The sequence below is a fragment of the Marmoricola sp. RAF53 genome, assembly GCF_052114005.1.
Lineage (GTDB): Bacteria > Actinomycetota > Actinomycetes > Propionibacteriales > Nocardioidaceae > Marmoricola.
Genome location: NZ_JBFRDX010000013.1, coordinates 68,786 through 81,760, shown reverse-complemented (window position 1 = coordinate 81,760; position 12,975 = coordinate 68,786). Strand labels below are relative to the sequence as shown.

Below are 12,975 nucleotides of genomic sequence, written 5' to 3'. Positions count from 1 at the left end.
ACCTTTGTCATGCCCAGGCCCTAGGGTTGCCCCCATGGGCAAGCAGGAAGACTTCGTACTCCGGGCGCTCGAAGAGCGTGACGTCCGCTTCGTGCGGCTCTGGTTCACCGACGTCCTCGGGTACCTGAAGTCGGTCGCGATCGCTCCCGCCGAGCTCGAGGGGGCCTTCAGCGAGGGCATCGGCTTCGACGGCTCCGCGATCGAGGGCTTCGCCCGCGTCACCGAGGCCGACATGCTGGCCCACCCGGACCCGGCGACGTTCCAGATCCTGCCGTGGCGCGGCGACGGCCCGGCCACCGCGCGGATGTTCTGCGACATCACCATGCCCGACGGCTCGGCGTCGTACGCCGACCCGCGGTTCGTGCTCAAGCGGACGCTGCAGTCGGCCGCCGAGCAGGGCTTCACCTTCTACACCCACCCGGAGATCGAGTTCTACCTCTTCAAGGGGCAGCTCGAGAAGGGCAAGCCGCCGGTCCCGGTCGACCAGAGCGGCTACTTCGACCACACCGCGACCAGCGCCGGCTCGGACTTCCGCCGCGAGGCGATCACGATGCTCGAGGCGATGGGCATCTCGGTCGAGTTCAGCCACCACGAGGGCGGCCCCGGCCAGCAGGAGATCGACCTGCGCTACGCGGACGCGCTGTCGACCGCGGACAACATCATGACCTTCCGCACGGTGGTCCGCGAGGTCGCGCTCGGCCAGGGCGTCTGGGCGAGCTTCATGCCGAAGCCGTTCACCGAGCACCCGGGTTCGGGCATGCACACCCACGTCTCGCTCTTCGAGGGCGACCGCAACGCGTTCTTCGAGGCCGGTGCGGAGTACCAGCTCTCCAAGACCGGGCGGCACTTCATCGCCGGCATCCTGCACCACGCCGCGGAGATCACCTGCGTCACCAACCAGTGGGTCAACTCCTACAAGCGGCTGATCGGCGGCGGCGAGGCGCCGTCGTACATCTCCTGGGGCCACAACAACCGCTCCGCGATGGTCCGGGTGCCGATGTACAAGCCCAACAAGGGCCAGTCGACGCGGATCGAGCTGCGCACCATCGACGCCGCCTGCAACCCCTACCTGGCGTTCGCGGTCGTGCTGGCCGCGGGCATGAAGGGCCTGCAGGGCGAGTACGAGCTGCCGCGCGAGGCCGAGGACGACGTCTGGTCGCTCAGCGAGCGCGAGCGCAAGGCGCTGGGCCTCGAGCAGCTGCCCAAGAGCCTGTACGACGCCATCGGGATCGCCGAGCGCTCCGAGCTGCTCGCCGAGACCCTCGGCGAGCACGTCTACGACTTCTTCCTGCGCAACAAGCGCCAGGAGTGGGAGGAGTACCGCGGCCAGGTCTCGGCCTTCGAGCGTGACCGGATGCTTCCGGTCATCTAGTGCCTCCGGTGATCTGGGCCCGATGACTCCTCGACCCGGTGGGGACGCGCTGTCCGCCGGCAACCTGGCCCGGCTGGGGTTCCAGGACACCGGCCGTGCCGCCGCCTCGCTGACGGCCCTCGGGCCGCCTGCCGCGGCGGTGCTCGCCATCCTCGGGCGCACCGCGGACCCGGACCTCGCGCTGGAGACGCTGCGCCGGCTGCACGAGGCGGCGCCGGACGGCGACGACCTGCTGCGTGTGCTCGGTGAGGACGAGGGCACCGCGATGCGGGTGCTCAGCGTGCTCGGCATGAGCGCGGCGCTCGGCGACCACCTGGTCCGGCACCCCGAGCACTGGCACGAGCTGCGCGACCCGACGCTGGGGTCGACCCGGCCGGCGGCGTACGCGGTCCGCGCGGGTCTGGTCGCGGCGGTCGGCGGCGACCCGCAGGCCGGGCAGCCGGTGTCCGCGCTCGGCTACGACGCCGCGGTGGACGCGCTCCGGGTCGAGTACCGCCGGGTCCTGCTCCGGCTGGCCAGCCGGGACCTGGCCCACCACGTCGGGGTGGACGACGTCGCGGCCGAGCTGGCCGAGCTCGCCGGCGGCACCCTGGACGCGGCGCTCGCGGTGGCGCGCGCGAAGGTCGGCGACGCTGCCGGGCTCTGCCGGCTGGCGGTCGTCGCGATGGGCAAGTGCGGTGGCCACGAGCTCAACTACGTCAGCGACGTCGACGTCATCTTCGTCGCCGCGCCGGCGGAGGAGTGCGAGGACGAGCAGGCCGCGCTGCGGGCGGCCACGCAGCTCGCCTCGACGCTGATGCAGGTCTGCTCGGCCGACACCGCCGAGGGCACCATCTGGCCGGTGGACGCGAACCTGCGCCCGGAGGGCAAGAATGGTCCGCTGGTCCGGACCCTGGCCAGCCACCGCGGCTACTACGAGCGCTGGGCGAAGACCTGGGAGTTCCAGGCGCTGCTGAAGGCCCGGGCGGTCGCCGGCGACCTCGCGCTGGGCCGGGCGTACACCGAGGCGATCACGCCGATGGTCTGGCACGCCGCGGAGCGCGACGGGTTCGTCGAGGACGTCCAGGCGATGCGCCGCCGGGTCCTCGACCACATCCCGGCGGCCGAGGCGAAGCGACAGCTCAAGCTCGGCTCGGGTGGCCTGCGCGACGTCGAGTTCGCGGTCCAGCTGCTCCAGCTGGTGCACGGCCGCACCGACCCGTCGGTGCGTGCGCCCGCGACGCTGAGCGCGCTGTCGAAGCTGACCGAGGGCGGCTACATCGGGCGCGAGGACGGCCGCTCGATGCACGAGGCGTACGCGTTCCTGCGCACCTTCGAGCACCGGATCCAGCTCTACCAGCTGCGCCGCACCCACGTGGTCCCCGAGGACCCGGCGGCGCTGCGCCGGCTCGGGCGTTCGCTCGGCTACCTGCGCAACCCGATCGAGGAGCTGGAGAAGGAGTGGCGGCACCACCGCCGCGAGGCCCGCCGGCTGCACGAGAAGCTCTTCTACCGGCCGCTGCTGGCCGCGGTGGCGCGGATCCCGGGCGACGAGGCCCGGCTGACGACGGACGCCGCGAAGGAGCGGCTGGCCGCGCTCGGCTACCTCGACCCGGACGCGGCGCTGCGGCACCTGGAGGCGCTGACCAGCGGCGTCACCCGGACCGCGGCCATCCAGCGCACGCTGCTGCCGGCGCTGCTCGGCTGGTTCGCGGACGCGCCCGACCCGGATGCGGGCCTGTTCGGCTTCCGGCGGATCTCGGACACGCTCGGCAGCACGCCCTGGTACCTGACGATGCTGCGCGACGAGGGCGAGACCGCGCGCCGGTTGGCCCAGGTGCTCGCCACCAGCAGGTACGCGACCGACCTCCTCGAGCGCGAGCCCGAGGGCGTGAAGATCCTGGCCGGCGAGGGCGCCGACGGCGCGCTGCGCCCGCTCGGCCGCGACGCGATCCAGACCGAGATGCTCGCGAACGCGGCGCGCCGCGACGACGCCGAGGCGGCGGTCCGCAGCGTGCGGGCGATCCGGCGCCGCGAGCTGCTCCGGATCAGCGCCGCGGACCTGTGCGTCCCGTTCGGCGTCGCCGAGGTCGGCTACGCGCTGACCGACCTCACCGACGCGACCCTGGAGGCCGCGCTGGTGGTCGCGACCGCGTCGGTGGAGCGTCAGCGCGGGGTGCCGTTCGCCTCGCGGATGGCGATCATCGCGATGGGCCGGTACGGCGGCTACGAGATGGGCTACGGCAGCGACGCGGACGTGATGTTCGTGCACGACCCGCTTCCGGACGCCGACCCGGAGCTGGCCGCGAGCATGGCCAAGGACGTCGTCTCCGAGCTGCGCCGGCTGCTGGCGCTGCCCGCGACGGACCCGCCCCTGGAGGTCGACGCCGACCTGCGGCCGGAGGGCAAGAACGGTCCGATGGTGCGCACCCTGGAGGCCTACGCCTCCTACTACGGCAAGTGGTCGGAGGTCTGGGAGGCCCAGGCGCTGCTGCGCGCCGAGCCGGTCGCCGGCGACCCCGGGCTCAAGGAGCAGTTCCGGGCGATGATCGACCCGCTGCGCTTCCCGGCCTCGGGGCTGAGCGCGGACGACCTGGTCGAGATCCGCCGGATCAAGGCCCGGGTCGACGAGGAGCGGATGCCGCGCGGAGCCGACCCGGCGACGCACTTCAAGCTCGGCCGCGGCGGGCTCGCCGACGTCGAGTGGACGATCCAGGTGCTGCAGCTCCAGCACGCCCACCGGGTCGAGGGCCTGCGCACCAGCAAGACGCTGGAGGCGCTCGACGCGGCGGTCGCCGCGGAGCTGCTCGACGCCGCCGACGCGGAGGTGCTGCGGGCGGCCTGGCTGCTGGCGAGCCGGTCCCGCAACGCGACCGTGCTGGTCCGCGGCCGGCCCTCGGACCAGCTGCCGCCGGATCCGCGCGAGCGGGCCGCGGTGGCGAAGGTGCTCGGCTACGGGCCGGGGGAGACGACCACGATGGTCAACGACTACCAGCGCAGCACCCGGCTGGCGCACGCCGTGGTCGACCGGGTGTTCTGGGGTTCCTGAGGTGGCGCCGGACCCGGGACCGAGCGGTGACCTCCGGGTCCCGCCGGGGGCCGGGCTGCCGTCGGGCACGACCATCCCGGCCGGTGAGCTGACCGAGCGCTTCTCCCGCTCCTCCGGTCCGGGCGGGCAGTCGGTGAACACCACCGACAGCCGGGTGGAGCTGCTCTTCGACCCGGGTGCGTCGGGGGCGTTCACCGACGCCCAGCGGCGGCGGATCCTGCGGAACCTGGCCGACGACCTGGTCGACGGCCGGGTCGTGGTGGTGGCCTCCGAGCACCGGTCCCAGCTCCGGAACCGGGCCGCCGCGCGGGCCCGGCTGGTGGCGCTGCTGCGGACGGCGGTGGCGCCGCCGCCCCCGGCGCGGCGGCCGACGAAGCCGAGCAGGTCCTCGCAGCGCCGCCGGGTCGAGGCGAAGAAGGCGCGCGGGCAGACGAAGTCGTTGCGCGGACGCGTCCACGACGATTGAAGCAATAGTCTTCATTTGCAGAAAATGAAGAGATATGCTTCATCCATGGACGGATCGGGTCCGGTCGCCACCCTCATCGGCGACGTCGTCGGCTCCCGCGCGGTGACCGACCGTGCCGTGCTGCACCGGCGGCTGACGGTGGCGCTCGCCGGGATCAACGCAGGGTTCAACGCAGGGTTCAACGACGGGCTCGCCCCTGCGGTGCCGCTCCGGATCACCGTCGGCGACGAGTACCAGGGCGTCTTCGACGACGTCGGCACGGCGATCGCCGCCGCCTTCCGGCTCCGGCTGGCCCTGCACCCCGACGTGGACGTCCGGCACGGCGTCGGCTGGGGCCAGATCACCGTGCTCGACGCCGAGCCGCGGGTCGAGGACGGCCCCGGCTGGTGGGCGGCCCGCGCCGCCATCGTCGCGGTCGAGGACGCCGCCGGCGGGGTCGAGCGGACGCTGCGGACGGCGTACCGGAGGGCGGAGGCGGGCGGCGGCCCGGAGCCCGACGCGGTGAACGCGGCGCTGCTCTGCCGCGACGCGCTGCTCGCCGGGGCGTCGTCACGATCCTGGGGGGTGCTGCGTGGTTTGCTCGGCGGCATGACCCAGAGCGAGATCGCCCGGGCGGAGGAGATCTCCGCGTCCGCGGTCAGCCAGCGCGTCCGCAACGACGGACTCGCTGCCCTGGTCGCCGCCGACCGGCTGCTGGCGGGAGTGCGGTGAGCTGGCTCGCGCTGCTGCTGATCGGCCTCGGTCTGGCCGACCTGCTGCACTCGGTCCGCGACGTCCGTCGCTGGCCGGAGTCGATCGCCGGCGCTCTCGTCGTCGTCCTCTGGGTGCTCGCCGACCTGACCTCCCCGGCCGACCTGGCCGCCCTGGTCGGGGTGGTGGTGGCCGTGCTCGCGTGGGGCTGGACGGTCCGCGACGGCTTCGGCCGCGACCGGGCCTGGCTCCCGCTCACCGTCCTCGGGGTCGCCGTCGGCGCGGCCCTGGTGCTCTCCGTGTACGCCGGCGAGGCCGGCGGCGCGGTGCAGCGCTGGCTCGACGAGACCCCGATCCCGGTGCTCTCCGGGCTCACCGCCGACCGGGCTCTGCTGGTGGCCGGCGTGCTGCTGGTGCAGATGTCGACCGGCAACGTCGTCGTGCGTCTGGTCCTGCGTGCCACCGGCACCGTCGACCCGGCCCGTGGCGCCGCCCACGACGCCACCCGGACCCTGAAGGGGGGCCGGCTGCTCGGCCCGATGGAACGCCTGTTCATCGTCGGGCTGGCGCTGGCCGGTCACGTGACCGCGGCGAGCATCGTGATCGCCGCCAAGGGGCTGCTGCGGTTCCCCGAGCTGCAGGCCAGCCGCGAGGGCGGCGGCCCGAACATCGACGAGGTCACCGAGTACTTCCTGGTCGGCTCCTTCGTGAGCTGGACGGTGGCGCTGCTGAGCCTGGTGCTGCTGGCCCAGTAACTGGTCCAGTAGCTGGCCCGGTAGCTGGCCCGGTAGGCCGCTACGGAGCGGAGCCGCCCGGCCAGCCCGCGCGGCGCGCGGGCGCCGGGGCTGCGACCACGAAGCCGTCCCACTCCCAGGCCGGGTCGCCRAGCCGTTCGGCGCCGGGCCAGCGGGCGCCGACCGCGAACAGGGTCCGGCCGCCGGCGCCGCCGAGCATGCAGGCGAACGCGCCGCGGTCCAGCGGGACGACGTCGAGGATCTCGCCTCCCTCGGCCACCCGGACGCAGTGCTGGTGCGGGACGTCGGCGTACCAGGCCGCCCCGTCGGCGTCGAGGCAGATCCCGTCCGGCGGGTCCTCGCCGAGGTCGGCGAAGGTGCGCCGGTCGCCCAGCGTCCCGTCGTCGGCGACGTCGAACGCGGTCAGGCGGCAGCCGTACGACTCGGCGACCACCAGGGTGCGGCCGTCGGCTGTGACGGCCATGCCGTTGGGGAAGGACAGGTCGTCGGCGACCTGGCGGGCCGTTCCGTCCGGGGTGACGAGCAGGACGGTCCCGGGGGCGGTCGGCCCAGGTGGTGGTCCGGTGGCGAAGTCGAACCCGGGACTGTTCACGTAGGCATGGCCGCGGCCGTCGACGACGATGTCGTTGCACCCGTACGGCGCCAGCGCGGCCAGGTCGGCGTACCGGGTCAGCGTGCCGTCGGGTCCGGCCCGCAGCAGGGCGCGCTCGGCCGCGGAGACGACCAGCAGGGTGCCGTCGGGCAGGAAGTCGAAGCAGAGCGGCAGCGACGCGTGCCGGACGACCACCTCCGACGTCGCCTCCGGGCCGTCGTCGCTGAGCACGCGGACCTCGCCGGCCGACCAGTCCGCGAACCAGAGCCTGCCGTCGTGCCAGCGGGGTGACTCCACGAGACCGAACCCGGTCGCCAGCACGGCTGCGTCCACGTGGCCTCAGTCCTCCTCGTCGTCGAAGCGCGGGTCGCCGAGCAGGTACTGACCCATCGGGCCCGGCTTCTTGTGCGGGGCGTGCTCCGGCTCGGGAACCATCCTGCCCTCGGTGGTGTCCCAGAAGGAATCGACCAAGTGCAGGAACCGACGGGCCACGATCGACGGCATCCCGAGGTGCGGGGCGTGCGGGTGCGGCCGACTCATCGCGCTGGCGGATGCGCCGTCGAGCCGCGGTACCAGTGCGGCCGCCTTGTCCTCGCCGATCGCCTCGGTCAGCCGGTTCACCAGCTGGGTCTCGAGGTCCTCCTGCCGGTGCAGAGCGGTGCGCACCGAGCCCCAGACGTCGTCCCAGCGCAGCTTGGCCGCGTACGCGGAGCCGTACTCCCGGCCCTTCACGACGACCAGCGCCGCCTCCAGGGCCTTGGTCGCGTGCACGTACTCGTGCACCAGCACGCCGTGGTCGTCGGCGTGCTTCGCGGCGGCCGGCAGCAGCACGCTCTCGACCGTGCTGAGGTGCCGGCTGGTCGCGTCCAGGAAACGGTCGGCGGCCTCGTACCCCTTGCGGGGCTGGCCGGGGACCTTCCGCATCGCCGAGGCGGCCCCGAGGAGATGGTCGAGCTCGCGGTGCGTCTGCGTGGTGTGCCGGAAGAGGGTCTGCTCAGCGATCACGGTGACCGCCTCCTTAGGTCCTCTCCATGGTTTCTCGCACGGAGGCCGGACTCAACCGTCGCCGCCCCGGTGGTTGAGGAGGGCCGCACGGCCCGTCTCGAAGCCGCGCGCTCGACGGGTTTCGAGACAGGCGCCAGAGCGCCTTCCTCAACCAGCGCGTGGGGAGCAGCGTGCCTTCCTCAGCCGGCGGTGGGGCCGGTGATGTCCTGGACCGCCAGCGAGCCGAAGACCATCGCGGTGCCGAGCGGGGCGCCGGGGCCGGGGTAGAAGGCGCCGAACGCGTTGGCGGCGGCGTTGCTGGTGGCGTAGAGACCGGCGATCACCGAGCCGTCCTCGCGCAGTGCGCGGCCGTGCGGGTCGGTGACGATGCCGCCCTTGGTGCCGAGGTCGGAGAGCACGAAGCGGGCCGCGAAGAACGGCGCCTGGGTGACCCCGACGAGCGCCTTGTTGGGCCCGTCGCCGCCGGTGAAGAAGGTGTCGTACTCGTCGTTCCCGCGGCCGAACTCCTCGTCGACCCCGGTCTCGCAGTAGCCGTTGAAGCGGTCCACGGTCGCGACCAGGTCGGTCAGGCCGAGCTTCTCGGCGAGCCCGGCGACGCTGTCGGCCTGCACCCAGGTCCCGGCGGCCAGGTGGTCGGCCGGGTCGCCCTCCGGCATGGCGATGGCCGGCAGCCGGCCGCCCTCGCGGGAGTCGAAGACGAACCAGGACGGGATCCTGTTGTCCGCCTTCGCCATCTCCCGGCCGAACCGGTCGTAGGGCAGCGACTCGTTGGCGTAGCGCCGGCCGTCCGCGTCGACGATGACGCCGCTGCGGAAGCCGAGGGTGAAGGAGCCGTGGCCGTCGGGGTGCTCCAGGCCCGGGCAGAACCAGCCCTGGTCGAGCAGGTCGGTGGCGGCGCCGATCGCCATCGCGGCCGCGATCGGCTCACCGGTGTTGGTGCCGTCCGGGGCCATCGACCAGGCCGCGTCGCCCGGGACGTGGAACCGGTCCCGCCACTCCTGGTTGTGCTCGAACCCGCCGGCGGCGACGACGACGCCGCGCCGGGCCCCGACCCGGACCCGGCCCGAGGCGGTCAGGGCCTCGACGCCGGTGACCCGGTCGCCGTCGGTGACACCCTCGGTGACACCCTCGGTGATGAGCGTGTCGACGCAGTGCCCGGTCAGCACGGTGCCGCCCTCGCGGGTGAACGCCCAGGTGAGCCGGGCGATCAGCGACTGGCCGCCGGACAGGGTGTTGCGCCCCGGCTGGCCGGCGCGGTCGAGCTCGACCGGGGGGCGGACCAGCGCGGCCACGTCGGCCGGCAGGTCGCCGCGCTTGATGTTGACCGGCTGGATCGAGCGGCCCCAGCCGACCCGACCGGGGGCGTCGTAGTACTCGGGGAACGGCAGCCACTCGAAGTCGAGCGCCTCGTCCTCCTCGAGCTCGGCGACCAGCCGCGGGGACTCGGCGAGGAATGCCTCGACCTTGGCGACGTCGGGATCGGTGAGGAGTGCACCGAGGTAGTCGCGGGCGGACTCGGTGGAGTCGGCGATGCCGGCGCGCTGCTGGACGGCCGAACCGGGCAGCCAGCAGGCGCCGCCGGAGTAGGCCGAGGTGCCGCCGAGCTTGTCGGTCTTCTCGACCACGACGGTCGCCAGACCGCGCTTCTGGGCCAGGAGGGCGGCGGTCATCGCGCCGCCGCCGGAGCCGACGACGACGACGTCGAAGATCTGCTGGGTCATCAGGAGCCCTTCCGCGGGGTGTGCTGGTCCGAGAGGTAGCTGGTCAGAGCCTCGGCGAGGCCGCGGCGGGCCTCGGCCGAGTCGGTGTAGCTGCTGAGGTACTGCTCGTCGTGCAGGCCGCGCATCGCGCCCGGCAGCAGGCTGCGGACCCGGGCGAGCCGTACCGGGTCGAGGTCCAGGCCCGCGAAGGCCTGCTCCATGGTCGCCGTCCAGGAGGCGTCCCAGCGCGCGATCGCCGCCGCGGTCGCCGGGTACGCCGCCTCGAGCTCGTCGCGGTGCCGGGGGAGTGCCTCGCGCAGCGTGCGGATCGCCCGGAACGCCGGCAGGTCCATCGCGCTCCAGAGCATCCCGACGACGGCGTCGACGCGCTCGCCGACGTCGGAGGTCTCCGGGACCGGCAGCGCGGTCGCGGTGCTCTTGCCCGGGCCGCCGCCGAGGACGTCCTCGAGCAGGGCCGCCCAGAGCCCGTCGACGTCACCGAACTGGTGCTGGACGGTGCCCCAGGTGACCCCGGCCTCGCGGGCGATCAGGCTGGCGCTGACCGCCTCGGGGCCGCCCGCGGCCAGGCACTCCAGCGCGGTGCGCAGCAGTGCCTGGCGCGTCTCCAGACCCCGCTTGTTCAGGCGGGTGCCCTTGGCGCTGAGCGGCTGCTCGCTCACCGTCAGGAGAGCCCCAGCCGCTGGCCGTGGCGCGCGATGAAGGCCTCGACCTCCTCGGCGGACTTGTCCGGCACGCCCCAGATCAGCTCGGTGACGCCGCACTCGGCCCAGGTCGCGAGGTCCTCGGGGGACGGCTTCATCGCGATCAGGACGCGGACGTCGGGGGAGCCGTCGCGGCCGGCCGCGGCCCAGGCTTCCTGGAGGGCGGCGACCTTGCCCGGGATCTCGGCCTCGATGGGCGTGGTCATCCAGCCGTCGGCGTTCTGGGCGATCCACTCGAAGGTCTTCGGACCGCCGCCGGCGCCGACGATCACCGGGACGTGCGCCTGGACCGGCTTCGGCCAGGCCCACGAGGCGCCGAAGCTCACGAACTCGCCGGCGTACGCCGCCTCGTCCTGGGTCCAGAGCGCGCGCATCGCCTCCAGGTACTCGCGGAGCACGGTACGGCGCTTGTTCGCCGGGACGTGGTGGTCGGTGAGCTCGTCGGTGTTCCAGCCGAAGCCGGCGCCGATGGTGACCCGGCCGCCGGAGAGGTGGTCGAGGGTGGCGATCGTCTTGGCGAGGGTGATCGGGTCGGACTCGACCGGCAGCGCGACCGCGGTGGAGAGCCGGATCTTGGAGGTGACGGCGGCGGCGGTGGCCAGCGAGACCCACGGGTCGAGGGTCCGCATGTAGCGGTCGTCGGGGAGGGTCTCGTCACCGGTGCCGGGGTGCGCGGCGTCGCGCTTGACCGGGATGTGGGTGTGCTCGGGCACGTAGATCGTGTCGAAGCCGGCGTCCTCGGCGGCCTTGGCGGCGCGGGCGGGGGTGATGCCGCGGTCACTGGTGAACAGCACGATGCCGTTGCGCATGCAGGTCTCTCCTCGTCGGCGCCCCGGGTCGTCCGCGGCGGTCAGGACGGAATCATAGAGGACTCAATGAGAATTGGAAGTCCCTGCGGTGACGCGTTCCAGGAAGGCGACCAGCTCCTCGAACGAGCGCTGCGCCGCCGGGCTGGTGAGGACGAACTGGTACTGGTGGTGCAGCGGCTCCGCGGCGTCGCCGACGATCCGCTGGTCCAGGTCCGTGCCGACCTCGGCGAGCCGCGCCGCGAGCGGCACCGTGCCGCCGGCCGTGAGCGGGTCGGCGTTGCCGGCGCGCAGGAACGTGGGCGGGTACGACGCCGTCGCGTGCTCCCGGATCGTCATCTGCCGCGCCGTCGCCGACCCGACCCAGCGCCGGCGTCCCGCCACCGCCCACATCGCCGAGGCGAGCACCGCCCTGAACGTCCGGTCGGCGTGCAGCAGCGCCGCTGGGTCGAAGGTGCCGCCGAAGCCCACGGTGGCCCGGACCCGGGCGGTGGGCGTGGCGCGGCCGAGCGCGGCGGCGTAGCCGGGGTCGACGCAGGCCAGCGCCGCGGACGCGGCCACCTGCGCCCCGGCCGAGTCGCCGGCGAGCACGATCCGGCTCGGGTCGATCCCGTGCCCGGCGGCGTGCTCGACGAGGTGGTCGAGCGCTCGCAGCACGGCGAGCGGGGCGGCGGGGTGTCGCGACCCCGGCGCCAGCGGGTAGTTGAGCACGGCGCCAGCGAACCCGCGGGTGGCGAGCAGCTCGGTGTACGGGAGCGGGTCCACCTTGCTCCCGGAGATCCAGCCGCCGCCGTGGAGCCAGACCAGCAGCGGGAACGGGCCGGTGCCGTCGGGGAGGACCAGGTCGAAGAGGCCGTCGCGCCCGGTCGCCGGGTCGTAGACGAGGTCGTGGCGGACGCGGCGGCCTCCGGCCGGCAGCGCGGCGCGCATCCGTTCCGACACGGCGGCGTTGCCCGGGTCGGAGAGCCGCCGCACCAGCCGGGCCGAGATCGCCGGCGGGAGCCAGCGCTCGGGGCGGATGCGGACGAACAGCGCCATCACCAGGGTGCCGACGCGACGGCGGACGGCGGTCACCGGTTCAGCTGCGGCGGCCGAAGTCCATCGTCGCCCAGGCCAGGCCGCCGGCGTACGAGACGCCGACGCCGACGTCGCGCAGGCGGCAGTTGTCCATGTTGGCGCGGTGCTTGGGGCTGTGCAGCCAGGCGTTGTAGAGCAGGGGCGGCTGCGGGTCGCCGTACACGATGTTCTCGGCCAGGATCCGCCAGTTGCGGTACCCGGCACGGGTGATCCGGGTCGAGAACGAGGCCTCGCCGGAGAGCTGGTGCGAGAGGCTGCGCGAGTTCGCCATCCGGGCGCTGTGCCCGCGCGCGGCCGAGGTCAGCGTCGGGACCAGCCGGAGCTTGGCGCAGCCGATCCGGGCGCGCCGGGCGTTGACCCGGGAGAGCAGCCGGTTCTCGAACTGGGCGGTCGTGTACTGCGAGGTCGCGGACGACCGGGTGGCGGCCGGAGGCTCGGTCCGGCCGCTGATCGCCTCCGCCGGGGTGCCGACCGGTCCGAGGAGAACCAGCACCAGCACCGGGAGCACCGGCAGCACCATGCGTCGCAGCATGGCGACACTGTGGCGGTCCAGACAACCGCCCGCAAGCGGTTCGACGAAATTTCGCATCTCGGGCGTTCTACCCTGCCGGGCCATTGACGGCCAAATCCGAGGTGTGCTTCTGCTCACTTCTGAGCGTGAAGTGGCGTGTCGGGCTGGAGTGACACGCCCCGGAAGTGCTGCTGAAGAAATTTCGGTTTCCGGGGCCCGCGGACGGCCCGAACCGGAAATTCTCCGGATTC

12 protein-coding genes are annotated in these 12,975 nt (G+C 73.6%); 5 read left to right on the top strand and 7 right to left on the bottom strand.

Features of this window, described 5'->3' with window-relative positions; genetic code table 11:
- Positions 1–34 precede the first annotated feature (34 nt).
- From glnA to AB4Y76_RS13125, 5 genes are read left to right on the top strand one after another with little or no spacing between them, the layout of a single operon-like run.
- A complete protein-coding gene (gene glnA, locus AB4Y76_RS13145) occupies positions 35–1,372 on the top strand; it encodes a type I glutamate--ammonia ligase (RefSeq protein ID WP_441925933.1) in 1,338 nt (445 codons plus the stop codon).
- 22 nt (positions 1,373–1,394) lie between these two features.
- Positions 1,395–4,400, top strand: a complete 3,006-nt coding sequence (locus tag AB4Y76_RS13140) for a bifunctional [glutamine synthetase] adenylyltransferase/[glutamine synthetase]-adenylyl-L-tyrosine phosphorylase (protein WP_441925931.1) — start codon at positions 1,395–1,397, stop codon at positions 4,398–4,400.
- Between the two features lies 1 nt (position 4,401).
- Positions 4,402–4,866 carry an alternative ribosome rescue aminoacyl-tRNA hydrolase ArfB gene (gene arfB, locus AB4Y76_RS13135; RefSeq protein WP_441925929.1) on the top strand — a complete coding sequence of 155 codons (465 nt, stop codon included), beginning with the start codon at positions 4,402–4,404 and terminating at the stop codon, positions 4,864–4,866.
- A gap of 45 nt (positions 4,867–4,911) precedes the next feature.
- A complete protein-coding gene (locus AB4Y76_RS13130; RefSeq protein WP_441925927.1) occupies positions 4,912–5,577 on the top strand; it encodes a SatD family protein in 666 nt (221 codons plus the stop codon).
- Positions 5,574–6,311, top strand: coding sequence for a hypothetical protein (locus tag AB4Y76_RS13125; protein ID WP_441925925.1), 738 nt, complete (start codon positions 5,574–5,576; stop codon positions 6,309–6,311). The genes AB4Y76_RS13130 and AB4Y76_RS13125 overlap by 4 nt, the downstream gene beginning before the upstream one ends.
- A gap of 40 nt (positions 6,312–6,351) precedes the next feature.
- Here AB4Y76_RS13125 and AB4Y76_RS13120 read toward each other — a convergent pair whose 3' ends face one another.
- From AB4Y76_RS13120 to AB4Y76_RS13090, 7 genes are all read right to left on the bottom strand, one after another.
- Positions 6,352–7,236, bottom strand: a complete 885-nt coding sequence (locus tag AB4Y76_RS13120) for an SMP-30/gluconolactonase/LRE family protein (protein WP_441925923.1) — start codon at positions 7,234–7,236, stop codon at positions 6,352–6,354.
- A 6-nt stretch (positions 7,237–7,242) separates the two neighbouring features.
- A complete protein-coding gene (locus AB4Y76_RS13115; RefSeq protein WP_441925922.1) occupies positions 7,243–7,908 on the bottom strand; it encodes a hypothetical protein in 666 nt (221 codons plus the stop codon).
- A 179-nt stretch (positions 7,909–8,087) separates the two neighbouring features.
- Entirely contained in the window at positions 8,088–9,629 is a 1,542-nt protein-coding gene (locus AB4Y76_RS13110) for an FAD-dependent oxidoreductase (RefSeq protein WP_441925920.1), read from the bottom strand.
- Positions 9,629–10,288 (bottom strand): TetR/AcrR family transcriptional regulator, encoded by a 660-nt coding sequence (locus AB4Y76_RS13105; protein ID WP_441925918.1) that lies wholly within the window; start codon positions 10,286–10,288, stop codon positions 9,629–9,631. Before AB4Y76_RS13105 ends, AB4Y76_RS13110 begins: the two co-directional genes overlap by 1 nt.
- 2 nt (positions 10,289–10,290) lie before the next feature.
- Positions 10,291–11,139, bottom strand: a complete 849-nt coding sequence (locus tag AB4Y76_RS13100; protein WP_441925916.1) for an LLM class F420-dependent oxidoreductase — start codon at positions 11,137–11,139, stop codon at positions 10,291–10,293.
- A gap of 63 nt (positions 11,140–11,202) precedes the next feature.
- On the bottom strand, positions 11,203–12,210 hold the full coding sequence (locus AB4Y76_RS13095) for an alpha/beta hydrolase (protein ID WP_441925914.1): 1,008 nt from the start codon (positions 12,208–12,210) through the stop codon (positions 11,203–11,205).
- A gap of 4 nt (positions 12,211–12,214) precedes the next feature.
- Positions 12,215–12,745 (bottom strand): CAP domain-containing protein, encoded by a 531-nt coding sequence (locus AB4Y76_RS13090; protein WP_441925912.1) that lies wholly within the window; start codon positions 12,743–12,745, stop codon positions 12,215–12,217.
- Positions 12,746–12,975 lie beyond the last annotated feature (230 nt).